This window comes from Mycobacterium sp. (assembly GCF_965229105.1).
Taxonomy (GTDB): domain Bacteria; phylum Actinomycetota; class Actinomycetes; order Mycobacteriales; family Mycobacteriaceae; genus Mycobacterium.
In genome coordinates this window covers 6,636,779-6,654,787 of sequence record NZ_OZ245858.1, presented here as the reverse complement: position 1 = coordinate 6,654,787, position 18,009 = coordinate 6,636,779, and the positions used below count along the sequence as shown (strand labels likewise).

Sequence of the window (18,009 nt, the reverse complement as noted above, 5' to 3'; positions counted from 1 at the left end):
ACCGAATCAACAAGATTCGGAATGCGAATGTCGAGGGATATGATGGCGACGCTGCCAGCAGGACGGCACTTTTTTCGCGGCGACGACGGGTACGAACCCGCGCGCCGTGCCACGGTCTGGAACGCCAGGACGCCCGATCGGTTTCCCGACCTGGTCGTGCAGGCTGTCGATGCCACCGAGGTGGTGGCGGCAGTGACCTACGCCAAGGCGAGGGGGCTTCAGGTCGGTGTCCGATCCGGCGGGCACAGCTGGGCGGGTAACCATGTCCGGGACGGCGGCCTGCTTCTCGACGTCAGCGGGCTCGAGCACTGTCGGGTGGACCGCGACACCATGGTCGCCGTCGTCGGCCCCGGTAAGGGCGGCAGCGTATTGGCCGGTGAGCTGGCCGCGGCGGGGCTGTTCTTCCCGGTCGGACATTGCAAGGGTGTGCGCATCGGTGGGTATCTACTGCAGGGTGGTTACGGCTGGAACAGTCGCCTCCTCGGGCCCGCCTGCGAGAGCGTCGTCGGTCTGGACGTGGTCACCGCCGACGGCGAGCAGCTCTACATCGATGCCGAGCACCATCCCGATCTGTACTGGGCGGCGCGCGGTTCGGGCCCGGGCTTTTTCGCGGTGGTGACCGCATTCCATCTGAGGGTCTATCCGAACCCACCGGTCTGTGGCAGCAGCCTGTATGTGTATCCGCTGGACTACGCCGACGAGATCTTCACCTGGGCACGCGCGATCAGCGGCGAGGTGGACCGGCGGGTGGAACTGCAGATCGTCACCTCCCAGTCGATACCCGGTGCCGGCCTGGATACCCCTGGCATCGTGTTCGCTTCGCCGGTCTTCGCCGATACCGAAGCCGAGGCGCAACAGGCCCTGGCCCTGCTCGACACCTGCCCGGTGCGCGAAAAGGCAATTCTGGCAATGCCTTACACGCAGGCTGACCTACCGACGTGGTACCAGGCCATCATGAGCAACTACCCGGACGGCTATCGCTATGCGGCGGACAACATGTGGACCTCGGCGTCAGCGCAGGATCTGATGCCCGGCATCCACCGCATTCTGGAAACGATGCCGCCGCACCCGTCGCATTTCCTCTGGCTCAATTGGGGGCCGTCGCCGCAGCGCCAGGACATGGCCTACAGCCTGGAAGATGAGATTTACCTGGCGCTGTACTCGGTGTGGCAGGACCCGGCCGACGACAGCAGATATGGCGATTGGTCGCGGTCGAACATGGCCGATATGGCGCACCTGGCCACCGGGATCCAGCTCGCCGACGAGAACCTGGGTCAGCGGCCGGCGAAGTTCGCCAGCGATGACACGATGACGCGGCTGGATGAGGTCCGCGCGTCTTACGACCCCGACGGTCGGTTCTACCGCTGGATGGGTCGCGTCTGATGGCCGGCTACCTCGGCTACCGTGACGCCGATCGCGCGACGCCGTTCGCACAGTTCTTCCGTCCGGAAATGGCCCCGCTGCCCCGCCACGTCGTCGAGGCCCTCGAACACGGCCCGCAGGCCGAACCGGCACTCCTGGCCTTCGATGACGCCGCCACGCTGCTGGACGACGGGTATCAGCAGACCGAGAACGGCTACGGCGTCCTGCGCGACGGCGGTGTGCAGGTGTCGGTACGCACCGATATGCCGGGCGTCACCCCGGAGATGTGGACCTGGTGGTTCGGCTGGCATGGCAACGACGACCGCCGTTACAAGCTGTGGCATCCACGCGCCCACGTTTCCGCGCAATGGGCCGACGGCGGTGGGGAAGGCACCTATGTCGGTCGAACATCGCTGGTGCAGGAGTACCTCGGTTCTGCATTGACCGCCGCAGCCATCCAGTTCGTGCGGCCCAGCCGGCTCGGGCTCGACGAGGATCGGCTCACCGACGCGGTCGCCGTCTGTGCCAGGCTCGGATCTAGCGACGTGCCTGTCGACGTGGGGTGGTTGATCCACCACGTGCGGCCCACCGGTGATGGCAGTGAGATGCGCTCCCGCTTCTGGATGGGCGGCAGGCATATCGCGGTCCGCCGCGCACCGGGGATGGCGAACAGGGCGGTGCGGCCCGTCGCTTCCCGAGTGCTCGGTGCGTCCGCCGCCACTGCGCGTGACCTGCTGGTCCATTGCGCTCAGGAGATGAATCATGTCACCCATCTGCTGCCTGAGCTATGGCAACGATTCGGTAACTAATAGGCTTCATTCGAACTTTCACCAGCGATTCGCATATTCAGCAAATTTTGAGCTATCCTCGTCAACAGTTTGGTGACACCAGTGGATGGCGAGGTCCGGTTCGATGCGCAGTGCGGCGAGAAGTCGAGTGCTTGGTTGGTGTGCGGTGGCCGTGGTGGCCGCCGTCGCCCTGTCCGGGTGCGGAAAAGCCGGCGGCGCGGATACCGACGAGGACGCCGGGACGAAGGACAGCCTTGCGTTAACAGCATTCACCGCCGCCCAGCCCGGTTGGAATGCCGTCATTCCCGCGTTTCTGGCTAGCCCCCAGGGCGCTGGCATCAAGATTCAACCCACGTTCGGCAGCTCGGGTGTCATGGCGAAGTCGATCACGGACGGGGCGCGTGCCGATCTGGTCAACTTTGCCGATGAGCCCAGCGTCACCCGGCTCGTGCAAACCGGCAAGGTCGCAGCGGATTGGAATGCGGGTCCCAGCGCAGGCAGCCCCTTCGGTTCAGTGGTGACCTTCCTGGTTCGCGCCGGCAATCCGAAGAACATCCACGACTGGGGTGATCTGCTCCAGCCCGGTCTGCAGGTCGTTACGGCCAACCCGGTTGCTACCGGATCCGGTAAGTGGGGACTCGTGGCGGCGTACGCGGTCATGAGTAACGGAGGTCAAGACCCGGCCGCGGGGATGGCGTACCTGAACGCACTGGTGCTTGAGCACATCCAAGGCGGCGGTCCTGGCACCGGTCACGAGGCCAGCGATGCGTTCGTCAATGGTTCCGGCGACGTGCTGCTGACCTCCGAGGCCAACGCCATCGAACTGCAGCGCGAAGGAAAACCTGTCGAGCACATCACGCCCCCGCGGACTCTTCGGGTGGACAACGTGGTGGCCGTGATGAAGGACGCCCAGCACGCCGACGCAGCGACCCGGCTCAGCGACTACCTCTACACGCCCGACGCGCAGCGCCTGTGGGCGCGGGCAGGTTTCCGCCCGTCCGACCCCGCCGTCGCCGCCGAATTCGCCGAACAGTTTCCGATGCCCGACACGCTGTGGACCATCGCGGACCTCGGTGGCTGGCGCTCGATCGATGCGAAGTTCTTCGACCGCCAAAACGGTGTGGTCACCAAGATCTTCGACCAGGCGGTCAGTTAGCCAGCAATGTATTCAAAGTGCAAAGCTGCTCCTTAGGGCTATTTCCAGCAAACCTTGCTATCGTCGTCCGAATTGTTGGCAACGATTGAGTGGCGAGGATTTGAGATGAGCTTTACCCGCCGCGGTCGCGTGCTCGATATGTGTTCGCTCGTGCTCGTGCTGGTGGTGGCCGCGAGCCTCTCTGCGTGTGGAAAAGCCGGCGGTGCGGACACCGACAAGGACACCTCGGCGAAAGACGCGCTGTCACTATCGGCTTTCGCGTCGGCGCAGTCCGGCTGGAACTCCGTCATTCCCGCCTTCCTGGCCGGCCCGCAGGGCGCGGGGGTGACCATCAACAGTCCGTCCTACGGCACCTCGGGGGATCTCGCGCAGGCCATCATCGACGGCCAGTCCGCCGATATCGTGAACTTCTCCGATCAGCCCACCATCACGCGGCTCGTTCGCGCGGGCAAGGTCGCGGCCGACTGGAATGCCGGGCCCGGCGCCGGCAGTCCGTTTGGTTCGGTGACCACCCTGATGGTTCGCGCCGGCAACCCCAACAATGTCCACGACTGGTCGGACCTGCTCCAGCCGGGGCTGGAGGTCATTGCGGTCAACCCGGTGCTCTCGGGATCGAGCAAATGGGGAGTCCTCGCCGCTTACGCAGCGACCAGCGGCGGCAATCAAGATCCCGACGGCGGACTGAATTTCCTGAAAACGCTTGTGCTTGAGCACATCAAGATCGCCCCGGCGACCGCGCGCGAGGCCACCGACGCTTTTCTGCAGGGCAAAGGGGATGTGCTGATCGTCCCCGAGAGCACAGCCATCGACGCCGAGCGGCGCGACACATCGCTCACCCATATCGTGCCGCCGCAGACGATGAAGGCCGACAACATGATTGCCGTCATCAAGGACGGCCCGCATATCGAGGCGGCCACCCACCTGAGGGACTTCCTCTACACGCCTGACGCGCAACGCCTGTGGGCGCGGGCCGGTTTCCGGCCCTCGGACCCGGCCGTCGCCGCGGAGTTCGCCAGCGAGTTCCCGATGCCGACGCAAAAGCTCTGGACCATCGACGATCTCGGTGGCTGGAGCAGTACCGATTCGCGCTTCTTCGACAGCAAGAACGGCTCGATCACCAAGATCTTCAATCAGGCCGTTCAGTAGGCGTCAGCCGCACACCGCGCCTTGGGCCGCCGAGCCGACCAGCTTGCGGTACTTGGCCAGCACCCCGGTCGGATACTTCGGCGCTGGTGGGTGGAAACCCGCTTTGCGCGAATCGAATTCGTCGGCCTCGACGAGCAGGTCCAGCGTGCCCTTGCCGACGTCCAGGCGGATGCGGTCACCGTCGCGCACGAAGGCGATCGGACCGGCATCGACCGCTTCGGGTGCGACGTGCCCGACGCACAGGCCGGTGGTGCCGCCGGAGAACCGGCCGTCGGTCATCAGCAGCACGTCCTTGCCGAGCCCGGCGCCCTTGATGGCGCCGGTGATCGCGAGCATCTCGCGCATCCCCGGTCCGCCCTTGGGACCTTCGTAGCGGATGACGACGACATCTCCTGCGACGATGGTGCCGTCTTCGAGGGCGTCCATCGCGGCGCGCTCACCGTCGAAAACCCTTGCGGTGCCTTCGAACACGTCGGAGTCGAAGCCCGCCGACTTGACCACGGCACCCTCGGGTGCCAGTGACCCGTGCAGGATGGTGATACCGCCGGTGGGGTGGATCGGGTTGCTCAGTGCCCGCAGCACTTTGCCGTCGGGATCCGGCGGTGCGATGTGGGCGAGGTTCTCGGCCATCGTCTGGCCGGTGACGGTCAGGCAGTCGCCGTGCAGCAGGCCCGCGTCGAGCAGCGCCTTCATGATCACCGGCACGCCGCCGATCTTGTCGACGTCGTACATCACGTGCTTGCCGAACGGCTTGACGTCAGCCAGGTGCGGCACCTTCGCGCCGACGCGGATGAAATCGTCGAGGGTCAGCTTGACATCGGCCTCGTGGGCGATCGCGAGGAGATGCAGTACCGCGTTGGTCGACCCGCCGAAGGCCATCACCACGGCGATGGCGTTTTCGAAGGCTTCTTTGGTCATGATGTCGCGGGCGGTGATACCGCGTTTGAGCAGTTCGACGACGGCCTCGCCGCTGGCCTTGGCGAACCCGTCGCGGCGGCGGTCGCTGGCGGGCGGGGCCGCGCTCCCCGGTAGCGACATGCCGAGCGCCTCGGCTGCGCTGGCCATGGTGTTGGCGGTGTACATGCCGCCGCACGCTCCTTCGCCGGGACAGATGGCGCGTTCGATGGTGTCGACATCCTCGCGCGACATCAGACCGCGTGAGCAGGCGCCGACGGCCTCGAAGGCGTCGATGATGGTGACATCGCGCTCGATACCGTCAGCGAGCACTGCCTTGCCCGGCATGATCGAGCCGGCATAGAGGAACACGCTGGCCAGGTCGAGGCGGGCGGCGGCCATCAACATGCCGGGCAGTGACTTATCGCAGCCGGCGAGCAGGACGGACCCGTCCAGGCGCTCGGCCATCATGACGGTTTCGACGCTGTCGGCGATCACCTCACGCGAGACAAGTGAGAAGTGCATACCTTCATGGCCCATGGAGATGCCGTCGGAGACGGAGATGGTGCCGAACTCCATCGGGAAACCGCCGGCGGCGTGCACGCCCTCCTTGGCGGCTTTGGCCAGGCGGTCCAGCGACAGGTTGCACGGGGTGATCTCGTTCCACGACGATGCGACGCCGATCTGCGATTTCACCCAGTCGTCGTCGCCCATGCCGACGGCCCGCAACATCCCGCGAGCGGCGGTCTTCTCGAGGCCGTCGGTGACGTCGCGGCTACGGGGTTTGATATCCGGTGCCGGTCCAGACGGACCGGAAGGCTCAGAGGGCATCACATCAGTATGCCCTGGTGGCAGTGGTCGCCAAAATCGTTTTCCGATACCCCACTGGGGTATCGGGTACGGTGAGTCCCATGACGTTGACGAAGTCGTTGAAGAAGTCGTGTTTGCTCTCCATCAACCCCGCCCGCATCGTCGCTGTACTCGCCGGGCTGGCCACCGCGATCGTCATCTCGGGGTGCACCAGCCCCTCGACGTCTGACGGGCACACCGACCATACGCACGCCGAGACCACGCCTGTGATCAGCGGCGAGCCTGCCGGTTTCAACGCCGACGATGTGACCTTTGCCAGCGATATGGTTCCGCACCATCAGCAGGCCGTGGATATGTCGGCGCTGGTGCCAGAGCGCAGCACGAACCCGCAGGTGATCGAGTTGGCGCAGAAGATCTCGGCCGCCCAGGAGCCGGAAATTCAGACGCTGAAAGCTTTTCTGGTCCAGTGGCAGGAGAACCCGGATGACAACTCCGGGCACGGCGGGCACAGCGGGATGGCAATGAACGGCATGGTCGACGACGCCACGATGAAGCGGCTCGAGTCGCTCAAGGGTACTGAGTTCGACACACTGTGGCTGCAATCGATGATCAGCCATCACCAGGGTGCGATCGACATGGCGAAGGCCGAGATCGCCAACGGCGCGAACGTGGACGCCAAATCGCTCGCACAGCACATCGTTGGCGACCAGGAAGCCGAAATTGTGCAGATGAAGCAGATGTTGGGCACCAGTTAGAAGGAGGGGCTTGGTGGTTCAGAAAGCATCAGTGGTTCAGAAAGCGGCAGACGACGCGGAAAACGTGGCTGCTCCCGAACACGGCTATTCGACGAACAAAGACAACTATGCGAAGCGCCTGCGGCGCATCGAGGGCCAGGTTCGCGGTATCGCCAAGATGATCGAAGAGGACAAGTACTGCATCGACGTCCTCACCCAGATCAGCGCGGTGAACAGTGCGATGCAGTCCGTCGCGCTGGGTCTGCTCGACGAGCACCTCGGGCACTGCGTCAGCCATGCCGTCGCAGAAGGTGGCGATGAGGCGGCGGCCAAGCTGGCCGAGGCATCGGCGGCGATCGCGCGGTTGGTGCGGTCCTAGAGCTGTGCGCGGGTCAGTCGCCCAGTGCCCGTTCGATGCGCTCCACCTTCGCGGTGAGCTGGCCGGTGTAGCCCGGCCGGATATCGGCTTTGAGGACCAGGCTGACCCGTGGTGACGCGGCGGCAACCGCATCGACGGCCTGTTTGACGACGGCCATCACCTCGTCCCAGTCGCCCTCCAGGTTTGTGAACATGGCGTTGGTTTCGTTGGGCAGACCCGACGCGCGTACCACGCGGACCGCCTCGGCGACCGCCGAGCTGACACCGCCGGTTTCGTCGCCACCGGATGGGCTGATGCTGAAGGCCACAATCACAGATCCAGCCTGACACATCGGCAGCAGGGTTGAGATGGCGACCGTTCGATGTTGCTGAGGGACGGTGAAGTGACGTCAGTGGCGCGCGGAGCGCCGTCTGTAAGCGAGTCACAGGCAACTCCCAGGAGTAACAAACACCGTGGTCGTCACGATCATCTTCACAGTTCAGTGTGGTGATCGGACACTGTTTTGCCCTGTCGTGCGGTCGAATGACCTGGTAGCTGGTCGATCGGTTGTGCGACACTGGACCGAGAATGAGAGTGGAGGTTGGCCCATGCCACCAACATCAATAGGCGGTTCAGGACGCCGCGCATCACGGGTTCGTGCCCGGAAGATGGCGGCTGCGATCGGCGCCGCGGGACTGGTTGCGTCGATGACATTCGGGGTCTCGGCGGCATCTGCCGACCCCGAGGTGAACCCCAACGATCCTTCGGTTATCGACCAACCGCCGGTCGATCCCATGGCACCCCCGCCACCCGCTGATCCGTTCGCGGCGCCGCCGGTCGACCCGATGGCTCCGCCGCCGCCCGCCGATCCGCTGGCCGCCCCGCCCGTCGACCCGTTTGCGCCGCCGGCTGATCCACTGGCCGCACCGCCGCAGGGCACCCCGGCCGGGCAGAACCCGCTGCCGTTCACCGGCACGCCGCCGTTCCGGCCACCGTCGTTCAACCCGTCCAACGGGGCGATGGTCGGGGTCGCCAAGCCGATCGCGATCAACTTCGCGGTGCCCATCGCCAACCGGCAGATGGCGCAGGACGCCGTGCACGTCTCATCGGTTCCGGCGGTCCCCGGCAAGTTCTACTGGCTCAGCGATACCCAGTTGCGGTGGCGACCCATCGACTTCTGGCCGGCGAACACCGTCGTGAACATCGATGCGGGCGGCGCCAAGTCGACCTTCGGTACCGGTGAATCGCTGGTGGCCACCATCGACAACAAGACACATCAGATGGAGATCGTCCGGAACGGCAAGTTGGAGAAGACGTTCCCCGTCTCGATGGGTAAGCCCGGCCATGACACCCCGAACGGCACCTACTACGTGCTGGAGAAGTTCCCGTCGATCGTGATGGACTCCGCGACTTATGGTGTGCCGAGCACTTCGGCGCAGGGTTACAAGCTGACCGTCCAAGATGCGGTCCGAATCGATAACAGCGGCAACTTCGTGCACAGCGCACCGTGGTCGGTGGCCGATCAGGGTAAGTCCAACGTCAGTCACGGCTGTATCAACCTCAGCGCCGCGAATGCGCAGTGGTTCTTCGACAACTTCGGCAGCGGTGACCCGATCGTGGTGAAGAACTCCGTTGGTACCTACAACCAGAATGACGGTGCCCAGGACTGGCAGATGTAATTGTCCCGCACACGAAAACGGCCGCCCGAGCAACTCGGGCGGCCGTTCTCGTGTCCTGGTGTCTTACCAGATCCGCACGCGCTGTTGCGGATCCAAATACAGCTCGTCGGATTCGTGGACGTCGAACGCTTCGTAGAACGCGTCGATATTGCGGATCACGCCGTTGCAGCGAAACTCCGGTGGCGAATGCGGATCGACCGCGAGGCGCCGAATCGCTTCGGCGTCACGCGATTTCGTGCGCCACACCTGTGCCCAGCCGTAAAAGACCCGCTGAGTTCCGGTGAGGCCATCGATCACCGGAGCCTCTTTGCCGCCCAACGACAGTTGGTAGGCCAGTAGCGCGATGGACAGTCCGCCGAGGTCGCCGATGTTCTCACCTACGGTGAAGGCGCCGTTGACGTGATGATCGGCGCTCAGTGACTTCGGTGAGAACGCGTCGTACTGATCGATGAGTGCCTTTGTCCTGGTGCCGAATTCGGCGCGGTCGGCGTCGGTCCACCAGTCGACCAGATTGCCGTCACCGTCGTACTTGGCACCCTGATCGTCGAAACCGTGTCCGATCTCGTGTCCGATCACCGCACCGATACCGCCGTAGTTGGCCGCGTCGTCGGCTTCGGCGTCGAAGAACGGCGGCTGCAGAATGGCTGCGGGGAAGACGATCTCGTTCATCCCGGGGTTGTAGTACGCGTTGACAGTCTGCGGGGTCATGAACCATTCGTCGCGGTCGACGGGCCCGCCCAGCTTGGCCAAGTCGCGGTCGGATTCCACTTCGGCGCCGCGGCGGTAATTGCCGTAGAGGTCGTCACGGGAGATCACCAGCGCCGAGTAATCCCGCCAATTCTTCGGGTAGCCGATCTTGGCGGTGAATTTGTCCAATTTGGTCAGCGCCCGCTCACGGGTCTCCGGCGTCATCCACTCCAGGTCGTTGATGCTGACGCGGTAGGCCTCGCGCAGGTTGGCCACCAGCTCGTCCATCCTGGCTTTGGAACCGGGCGGGAAGTGCTTTTCGACATACAGCTTGCCCAGGGTGTCGCCCATCAGGCCCTCGACCAGCGAGACGCCGCGCTTCCAACGGTCCCGGATCTCTTCGGTACCGCTGAGCAGCTTGCCGTAGAAGGCGAAGTTCTCACCCACCAGCGCGTCGGTCAGCATGCCGGAGCGCGCGTTGATGAGCCGCCAGGCGGCCCAGTCCTTCCAGTCCGCCAGCGCCTCACTGGACCACAACGCCGCGAACGCCGTCAGATAGTCGGGCTGGCGGACGACGATTTCAGCTGTTCTGTCCACGCTGGTGCCCAGCGCCGTCACCCAACCGGCCCAGTCGAAACCGGGTGCCTCGGCGGGCAGATCGGAGAAGTTGCGCAGGTTGTAGGTCAGATCGGCGTCCCGGCGTTTCACCACATCCCAATGCGCGGCGGCCAGCTTGGTCTCCAATGCGACGATGCGGGACGCGGTCTCGGCGTTGTCATCGGCCGTGCCGCCGTGCACGAGCGCGAACATCCTGGCGATGTGGCCGGGATAGGCGGCCAGGATCTCCGCGTGCTGCTCCTCGCGGAAGTAGGACTCGTCGGGCAGCCCGATGCCGGACTGCGATACGTGCAGCAGGTATCGGTTGGAGTTCTTGGAATCGGTGTCGACGTACACGCCGGCGCCGCCTCCGACACCGGTGCGCTGCAGGCTCCCGAGCACCGCGGCCAGCGCCTTCGCGTCGGCCGCCCCATCGATCAGGGCGAGCTCGTCGAGCAGTGGTGCCACGCCGCGGCGTTCGACGGCGTCCTCGTCGAGGAAGCTGGCGTAGAGGTCGCCGATGCGCTGCTGGTCGGTGCCCTTGGGGGCGTTCGCGTCAGCGGCCTCCGTGATCAGGTCGCGCACCTGCTCCTCGGCCTGGTCGTATAACAACCGGAAGGCACCGTCGGTGGCGCGGTCGGCCGGAATCTCATATTCGGTCAACCAACGGCCGTTGACGTGGCCGAACAGGTCGTCCTGGGGGCGGGCATGGTCATCGACGTAGCTCAGTTCGATACCTGAGCGAATGGCTTCTACCGTCACCCTGCCATTCTTCCAGAACTTGCCAGGTACCCTCACGGCCATGCCCGAGGTGCAGGACAGCGAACCCGGCGTCAGCCTGAGTTCTGAGGAAACGGCGACCGATACCGTCGCCACCTCTGATGGGCCGGTGTTCTCCCGGTACGGGATCCTGTCCACGGTTCTGGCGCTGGCGTCGGTCGTCGCCGTCGTCATGATCGGCTTGATCTGGAAGCAACACCACGACGACGTCACGGAGCTTCGCTACCGGACCGACGTCATGCAGACGGCCGCAGACTGGACCGGCGTGCTGATCAACATGAACAAGGACAACGTCGAAGCGAGCCTGCAGAAACTGCATGACGGCACCGTCGGCGAGCTGAACGCCGATTTCTCCAACGCGGTGGCGCCGTACCGCGAGGTGGTGCAGAAGCTGCAGTCCAACACCACGGGCCAGATTCAGGCGGTCGCGCTGGAGTCGGTGCACCACGATCTGGACACTGCACCCGGTAGCGCGCCGCCACCAGTGGAGTCGTTACCGCCAGGGTTGGCCAAGCGCACCGACACCGTATTGGTGATCGCGTCCTCGGTGAGCCAGAACGTCGGCGGCACACCACAAACGGTGCGCTGGAACCTTCGGCTCGACGTCTCTGACGTCGACGGCGAACTGCTCATCTCGCGGCTGGAGTCGACACGATGAGAAACCTTTGGCGCCTGGTGGCGTTCGATATCGTCGGTCCGCTGATCGCACTCGCGGCTCTGCTGATGATCGGGGTGTTCCTGGGCTGGCCCCTGTGGTGGGTGGCGACCTGCTCGGTGCTGTGCCTGCTGGTGGTGCAGTCGATGATCGTGAACTTCGTGTTGATGCGTCGCGACCGGGTGACGGTGGGCACCGACGATGACGGCGCCCCCCTGCGGTTGGCGGCTGTCGCGTTGATGACCGCGGCGCTCGTCGCTGCGGTGCTCGTCGGCTACACGCGCTGGACGGTGCCGGACCGGGACCTCAATCGCGATACCGCCGAAGTGGTTCGGCTCGCGACAGCGGTCTCGGAGGCGACGGCCACGTTCTCCCCGCAGGATCCGTCATCGTCGATCGACCGGGCCGCCGCGTTGATGGCACCGGAGCAAGCGGCCGAGTTCAAGACGAACTTCGGTAAGTCCACCGAAGCGCTTGCGCAGAAGAACATTTCGGCGCAGGCCCAGACCATCTCTGCGGGGGTCGAGGCCCTCGGCCCCGCGGCGGCCAGTGTTGCCGTCGTCATGCGTGGCACCCAGAACGTGCCAGGGCAGCAGCCGAGCCGGGCGGTCCTGGCGCTGCGGGTGGCGCTGGGGAAGCAGAACGGTCAGTGGCTGGTGTACGACGTGGCCCCGATCAACGCCGGCTAGCGCCGCCGAGAGTCGATCACACCGGTATTGAAACCGGCCAGGTGCAATCCGCCGTGAAAGCGGGCGTGCTCGATCTTCAGGCACCGGTCCTGCACCACGTCCAGGCCGGCGGCTTCACCGTCGCGGACCACGTCGTCGTGGCGCAGACCCAGTTGCAGCCACAGCGTCGTGGGATGGTGCGGCAGCGACAGTACCTCGGCCAGCACCGACGGTAGGTCGTCACGCTTACGGAAAACATCGACCAGATCCGGGACCACGGGCAGGGCAGCGAGGTTGGGATAGACCGGCGCGCCGTCGATTTCGCTGATCGACGGGTTGACCAGATAGATCTCATAGTCACTCGTTGACTTCAGATACGTGTACACGAAGTAGCTTGCGCGCGACGGGTTCGCCGATGCGCCGATGATGGCGACCGTTTTGGTGTCGCGCAGAATCCGTTGCCTTTCAACCGCATCCAATCCGGTCATCGCTGTGACTCCTCCAGTGCCTGGTCCAGATCCCACAGGATATCGTCGGCATCCTCGAGGCCGACGCTGATGCGGATGAGTTCTGGTCCCACTCCGCCGGCGTGCAGCTGTTCGTCGGTGAGCTGACGATGGGTGGTGCTGCCGGGGTGGATGACGAGCGTGCGCACATCGCCGATATTGGCCAGATGGCTGGCCAATTGCACTGCATTGATGAACTTTTCGCCGGCTTCGCGGCCACCGCGGACCCCGAAGGCGAATACCGAACCCGGGCCGTCGGGCAAATACACCTTGGCCCGGTCATGATGTGGATGGGAGGGCAACCCGGCCCAGCGTACGTATTCGATCCGCGGGTCGGCCTCCAGCCACTGGGCCACGGTCCGCGCGTTGGCGATATGTGCGCTCATCCGTTGTGGCAGCGTCTGCACACCCTGTAGTAGCTGGAACGCTGACTGCGGGGCCAACGCCGCCCCCAGGTCGCGAAGCTGTTCGCTGCGCAGTTTGGTCAAAAAACCGTATTCGCCGAAGTTACCCCACCAGCTCAGGCCGCCATATGCCGCTACCGGTTCGGTCAGCTGAGGGAAACGACCTGCACCCCAGTCGAATTGACCGGCCTCGACGACAATCCCGCCGAGTGTCGTGCCGTGTCCGCCGAGGAATTTGGTGGCCGAGTGCACGACGATATCTGCGCCGTGTTCGATCGGCCGGCACAACGCCGGGGTGGCGACGGTGGCATCGACCACCAACGGTAGGCCTGCGGCGTGCGCGACGGCGGCCAGCCCGGCGATATCGGCGATCTCCCCGGACGGGTTGGCGATCACTTCGGCGTAGAGCAGTTTGGTTCGATCGGTGATGGCCGCGGCATAGTCTTGCGCGTCGGTACCCGGCACGAAGGTGGTGTCCACCCCGAAACGGCGCAACGAGACATCGAGCTGGGTGATCGTGCCGCCATAGAGGCTGCCTGCGGCGACGATATGGTCACCGGCTCCGGTCAGTGCCGCGAAGACGGCGAACTGGGCGGCCAGGCCGCTGGCGGCGGCCACCGCGCCGATACCTCCTTCGAGGCTGGCGATGCACTCCTCGAAAGCCGCCACGGTCGGGTTGGCGATCCGGCTGTAGATGTTCCCGTACTTCTGCAGCGCGAACAGGTTTCCGGCGTCCTCGGTGTTCTCGAAGACGAAGCTGGCGTTCTGGTAGATCGGGACGACCCGAGCTCCGGTCTGCGGGTCGGGGCGCTGGCCGGCGTGGATGGCGCGGGTGGCCAGGCCGAAGGTTCGTTGCGTCACGGGTCACGAGCATGGCAGGCGAGCTGGCACCGGCAAAAGAGATATCTGCTGGCGGATTAAAACCAGGGGGGTTGCGCGCCGACTGTGCAGGAAGGCGTCGAGATCTTGCTGATTCCTCGACGTCTTCCTGCACAGTCGACGACGGGAAGACTCAGGCTCGACAGGGAACACCTGGTCTGCGTCAGTCGACGCTGTTCGGACGTTGGGACCGCATCTTGGCGAAGCGATCGGAGAGTCGTCGCATCCTGATCATCAGTGATGCGGGCGGGCTGACCTTGCCCTCGAGGTAGATGGCCAGATCAGCGGTGGGGACACCGATGCGGGACGCGAACTCCTGCTCGCTGAGTCCAGAGCGGGCCAGCAGCAGTTGAACGTGGCGGGCGGCTTCGGCGCGCTCGTTGGCCTCAAGGTGTTGTCGGCTGCGCGTCAGCACTTCAGACAGCGCCTTGGAGATGCCCAACGGTTCGGTGCGCTCGAGCACTTCCTCGACCTGGCGGGCGGTGCGACCGAATGGGTCGCGTTTGATGGCGACGACGATGCGCTGCCAGACGGTGATATCCCCGGTTTCCAGCGCCGACCTGATCGATGACGTCGGCCAGAACTCGACCGGTCGGTCGTCGTGGATACGGGGTTCGCCCGAAAGCGGAGCGTCGACGTTTGATTCTGGGTGGCGCGCATTACCGGCCTCGCTGGGGGCCAACGTCACCTCGCCTCCTCCAGCATCGCTACGGCCACAGACAGGCACCGTTGCCTTACCCGCTCCCAGTCTGCCTCGCCATCTGGTCCTATCCCGTCGTCCACATCGGACGGGTGGGGATCGGCAAGCCGCCGAACCAGCTGGGTGGCAACCCAAAGTCGGTTAGATCGTTGACCACAGTAATACCGGTCCATACCCGCGAGCACGACGGCTGCGGTCTGGGGGTCCATCGCGTCGCACAGATCGGCGAACTCGGCGTAATCGCGGCTGCTATTGCGGCACAGGATCAGGTAGCCCTTGAGCCGCAGCGTCTCAGCGCCGGTGGGAATCTGCAGCCGGTCGCCCGTGGGCAGCTGGACATTGGTGGTCTCCATCGGGCTGGACCGTTGGAGTGCGGATTTGCCGAAGTAGGAGAGGTCGTCATCCTGTGCGCTCAGCGCATCCAGCGCGACGGACAGCCGCCCACGCCACATCGTCACCGGATGCACCGGTCGCGCCGGACGCCCGGAGTTCCTCGGCTTATCGCCGTGCCCGTTGGTGTGCGACCGACTGCTGTGGGACCGGCCTGCGCCGCTGCGCGTCAGTGCGGCGCCGATCCGAGCCTGCGCCGCCTTGTGCGCCCTGGCGTCGTCGCTGCCTTTGACCTTGCCGTGCAGATCACCCAGGCCCGCGCACCCGCTAAACGCCAGCGGGTCGGCGACGGTGATGGCGTCGGGTGCCAGATTCTTGAGCTTGGCCGCCGACTTGACCACTTGGCGCATATCGGCGCCGGGCGCGATCAGTGCGGAGATGTCGTCGGGGATGATCACCAGATCGCCGAGGTCGACCTTGGGCAACGGCTTCTCGAAATCGACCGACGGCAGGATGCGCCCCAACCAGTTCGGTATCCACCAGTTCCACTGGTCGAACATGGCCATCAGCGCGGGCACCAGCACCAGCCGGACCACGGTGGCGTCGACGGCGATGGCGACCGCACAGGCCACCCCGAGTTCGGCGACCAACGGCATACCGGCGAAGGCGAATCCGATGAAGACGGCGATCATGATCAGCGCTGCGCTGGTGATGGTGCGGGCGCTGGTGGACACGCCGTAGGCCACCGCGTCGCGGGTGTCCCCGGACTGCAGGAAGCGTTCCCTGATCCGGGTCAACAGGAAGATTTCGTAGTCCATCGACAGGCCGAAGGTCAGCGCGAGCACCAGCGGCGGGATGGTGCTGTCGATCGAGCTGATCGGTTCGAAGCCGAGGGGTTCCAGCCAGCCCCACTGGAAGATCATCACCAGGCTGCCGTAGGCCGCGGCCACCGACAGCACGGTCATCACGACGCCCTTGAAGGCAAGGAAGACCGATCGCACGGAGATCAGCAGCATGACGAACGCGATCAGCGAGACGAACGCGAACACCAAGGGTCCGGTATGGCTCACCCGATCGTCGAAATCCTTGATCAGAGCGGTCGGGCCGCCGACATCGACCCGCACCCCCGATTCCGCTGAGGCGCCGGGCACCTTGGGCAGCTGCTCGCGCAACCAGTCGACGGTGGTGCGAGCCCCGAGGTCCTCAGGATCGACCGACAGCACCCCGCTCAGCAGTGCGCTGTGGCCGTCATCGGAGAACTGCGGCGGCGACACCGACACGACGTTGATCGCGCGGCCCATCTCCTTGGCGATACCGTCGACGACCCCGACGTTCGGCGGTGACGACGCGTCACCGTCGGGGAAGGTCACCAGGATCCGGACGGGTCCGAGCGCGCCGGCTCCGAGAGCTTCGGCCGCTGCGCCCACGCCGCCGCGGATCTCATGCGAGGCCGGGAATTGGCGCAACATGCTGTTGCCCATCACCATCGAGAAGGCGGGCGCGGCCAGCAAGAGTAAAAACAGCGTCGCGCTCAAGGCGGACAGCCATGGGCGGCGCATCACTCCACCGACCCAGCGGGTCCAGAATCGGGACTGAGTGGTCTCCGCCCGGCGTCCCCAGTGCAGCACCCGCGACCGTTTGGCCGCTGACCGGCCGAAGGTGGCCAGGACCGCAGGCGTCAGCGTCGTGGCGGTCAGGACGGCGACCGCCACCGCCAGAATCGCACCGGTGGCCATCGAACTCAGCACGGGCGTGCGGATCAGATAGATACCGGTAACGGAGGCGATGACGGTGGCACCGGACAGCACGACGGCAAGGCCGGAGGTGGCCATCGCGGCATCAGTGGCCTGTTTGGCGTCTCGGCCCGCGCGTAACTCCTCGCGGAAGCGCATCAGGATGAACAGCGAATAGTCGATGGCCAGGGCGATACCGAACATCGAGACCGTCGACGTCACGAACACCGACATCGTCGTATACAGCGATAAGAAGTAGACGACACCCATCGTGACGATGACCGTGGTGATGCCGAGGACCAACGGGATGGCCGCGGCCGCGAGGGAGCCGAATACTGCGAGCAACACGATCAGGACGATCGGCAGGTTCCACCGTTCGGCTTCGGCGATATCGTGCTTGGTCGCTTCCGAGGCCGCCGCGCCGAGTGCGCCCTGTCCGATGACATAGAGCCGGACGCGGCCGTCCTGCGCCTCGCCCGGTTGGTCACCGTCGATGCCGACCTTTTCGCGCAACTGCTTGGCGACGTCCACGGCGCCGGTGTTGTTGAAGTCCAGTTTCAGCGACACCACGTACGGCCGGTCGGGCTGCGGCGCTGGCTGCATCGGGTTCGGCACGATGGTGACGCTGGGCACCTCGGCGGCCATGCGTTCCAGTCCGGCGACGGCCGCGGTCATATCGTCGTAGGTGGCATCGGCCCGTGGGGCGGCGACCAGGGCCAGCGGCGATGCGCCTTCGGTGGGGAAATGGTCTTCGACCTGATACTGCACATTCAGCGACTGCGAACCCGCGACCTCGAAGCCGCCGCCGGTCAGATTGTCGGACTGCGTGAGGGTGAGCCAGATGGCGGGCGCCAGCGCCAGCAACCAGGCAGCGAACACAAACCAGCGGAACCGGCGCAGGTTGCTGCTCAGCCGCATCATGAACTGCTGGATGGTCTCTCCCCGCATTCTCCCCGAATTGCGTGCCGTGAGCTTACCGCAGCAGGTTGGGCGTCACTGCTGTACCAGGGCCCTGAGCTGCGGTGACCCCGAGGTGCCTGCCGGCTGGGCCTGACCTGCGTGTTCGCTGGACCGGTTGGCCACCGGCCAGTTTGAGATGGCAGGATGTGGTTTGGCCGTGTCCAGGTCGGGGGACCGTGTGCC

At 65.2% G+C, this 18,009-nt stretch carries 16 protein-coding genes; 9 read left to right on the top strand and 7 right to left on the bottom strand.

The features are described 5' to 3' along the window. The first annotated feature begins 42 nt into the window (after positions 1-42). From ADBZ9O_RS31325 to ADBZ9O_RS31310, 4 genes are all read left to right on the top strand, one after another. Positions 43-1,383, top strand: a complete 1,341-nt coding sequence (locus ADBZ9O_RS31325) for an FAD-binding oxidoreductase (RefSeq protein WP_526533720.1) — start codon at positions 43-45, stop codon at positions 1,381-1,383. Beyond that, entirely contained in the window at positions 1,383-2,171 is a 789-nt protein-coding gene (locus ADBZ9O_RS31320; RefSeq protein ID WP_526527390.1) for a DAPG hydrolase family protein, read from the top strand. The genes ADBZ9O_RS31325 and ADBZ9O_RS31320 overlap by 1 nt, the downstream gene beginning before the upstream one ends. 85 nt (positions 2,172-2,256) lie before the next feature. Then, complete coding sequence (locus tag ADBZ9O_RS31315; RefSeq protein WP_526527389.1) at positions 2,257-3,306, top strand: extracellular solute-binding protein; 1,050 nt, start codon at positions 2,257-2,259, stop codon at positions 3,304-3,306. A 105-nt stretch (positions 3,307-3,411) separates the two neighbouring features. Beyond that, on the top strand, positions 3,412-4,452 hold the full coding sequence (locus ADBZ9O_RS31310) for an extracellular solute-binding protein (RefSeq protein ID WP_526527388.1): 1,041 nt from the start codon (positions 3,412-3,414) through the stop codon (positions 4,450-4,452). 3 nt (positions 4,453-4,455) lie between these two features. Here the strand turns inward: ADBZ9O_RS31310 and ilvD are convergent, their stop codons facing one another. Beyond that, positions 4,456-6,177, bottom strand: a complete 1,722-nt coding sequence (gene ilvD / locus ADBZ9O_RS31305; protein WP_526527387.1) for a dihydroxy-acid dehydratase — start codon at positions 6,175-6,177, stop codon at positions 4,456-4,458. Between the two features lie 80 nt (positions 6,178-6,257). Here ilvD and ADBZ9O_RS31300 point away from each other — a divergent pair, with 80 nt between their 5' ends. After that, positions 6,258-6,911: a DUF305 domain-containing protein gene (locus ADBZ9O_RS31300; RefSeq protein ID WP_526527386.1), complete on the top strand. Its 654-nt coding sequence runs from the start codon at positions 6,258-6,260 to the stop codon at positions 6,909-6,911. Between the two features lie 64 nt (positions 6,912-6,975). Beyond that, the gene (ricR, locus tag ADBZ9O_RS31295; protein ID WP_526533718.1) at positions 6,976-7,269 is read left to right on the top strand and encodes a copper-sensing transcriptional repressor RicR; all 294 of its coding nucleotides are present in this window, start codon (positions 6,976-6,978) and stop codon (positions 7,267-7,269) included. Positions 7,270-7,282: 13 nt separating this feature from the next. On the opposite strand, the gene ADBZ9O_RS31290 is transcribed toward ricR, so the two are convergent. Then, positions 7,283-7,582 (bottom strand): thiamine-binding protein, encoded by a 300-nt coding sequence (locus ADBZ9O_RS31290; protein ID WP_526527385.1) that lies wholly within the window; start codon positions 7,580-7,582, stop codon positions 7,283-7,285. A 334-nt stretch (positions 7,583-7,916) separates the two neighbouring features. Between ADBZ9O_RS31290 and ADBZ9O_RS31285 the strand changes: the two genes are divergently transcribed. Further along, the gene (locus ADBZ9O_RS31285; RefSeq protein WP_526527384.1) at positions 7,917-8,927 is read left to right on the top strand and encodes a L,D-transpeptidase; all 1,011 of its coding nucleotides are present in this window, start codon (positions 7,917-7,919) and stop codon (positions 8,925-8,927) included. Between the two features lie 63 nt (positions 8,928-8,990). Here the strand turns inward: ADBZ9O_RS31285 and ADBZ9O_RS31280 are convergent, their stop codons facing one another. After that, positions 8,991-10,973: a M13 family metallopeptidase gene (locus tag ADBZ9O_RS31280; protein ID WP_526527383.1), complete on the bottom strand. Its 1,983-nt coding sequence runs from the start codon at positions 10,971-10,973 to the stop codon at positions 8,991-8,993. 40 nt (positions 10,974-11,013) lie between these two features. Here ADBZ9O_RS31280 and ADBZ9O_RS31275 point away from each other — a divergent pair, with 40 nt between their 5' ends. Both ADBZ9O_RS31275 and ADBZ9O_RS31270 read left to right on the top strand, forming a co-directional pair. Next, on the top strand, positions 11,014-11,649 hold the full coding sequence (locus tag ADBZ9O_RS31275) for an Rv1363c family protein (protein WP_526527382.1): 636 nt from the start codon (positions 11,014-11,016) through the stop codon (positions 11,647-11,649). Then, the gene (locus ADBZ9O_RS31270) at positions 11,646-12,335 is read left to right on the top strand and encodes a hypothetical protein (RefSeq protein WP_526527381.1); all 690 of its coding nucleotides are present in this window, start codon (positions 11,646-11,648) and stop codon (positions 12,333-12,335) included. Before ADBZ9O_RS31275 ends, ADBZ9O_RS31270 begins: the two co-directional genes overlap by 4 nt. Here the strand turns inward: ADBZ9O_RS31270 and ADBZ9O_RS31265 are convergent. The 4 genes from ADBZ9O_RS31265 to ADBZ9O_RS31250 form a co-directional block, all read right to left on the bottom strand. Then, complete coding sequence (locus ADBZ9O_RS31265) at positions 12,332-12,802, bottom strand: CoA-binding protein (RefSeq protein WP_526527380.1); 471 nt, start codon at positions 12,800-12,802, stop codon at positions 12,332-12,334. The genes ADBZ9O_RS31270 and ADBZ9O_RS31265 overlap by 4 nt on opposite strands. Further along, a complete protein-coding gene (locus ADBZ9O_RS31260) occupies positions 12,799-14,085 on the bottom strand; it encodes an O-acetylhomoserine aminocarboxypropyltransferase/cysteine synthase family protein (RefSeq protein ID WP_526527379.1) in 1,287 nt (428 codons plus the stop codon). The genes ADBZ9O_RS31265 and ADBZ9O_RS31260 overlap by 4 nt, the downstream gene beginning before the upstream one ends. A 181-nt stretch (positions 14,086-14,266) precedes the next feature. After that, a complete protein-coding gene (locus ADBZ9O_RS31255; RefSeq protein ID WP_526533716.1) occupies positions 14,267-14,710 on the bottom strand; it encodes an XRE family transcriptional regulator in 444 nt (147 codons plus the stop codon). A 77-nt stretch (positions 14,711-14,787) separates the two neighbouring features. After that, positions 14,788-17,787, bottom strand: coding sequence for an MMPL family transporter (locus tag ADBZ9O_RS31250; RefSeq protein ID WP_526533714.1), 3,000 nt, complete (start codon positions 17,785-17,787; stop codon positions 14,788-14,790). Positions 17,788-18,009: the final 222 nt, after the last annotated feature.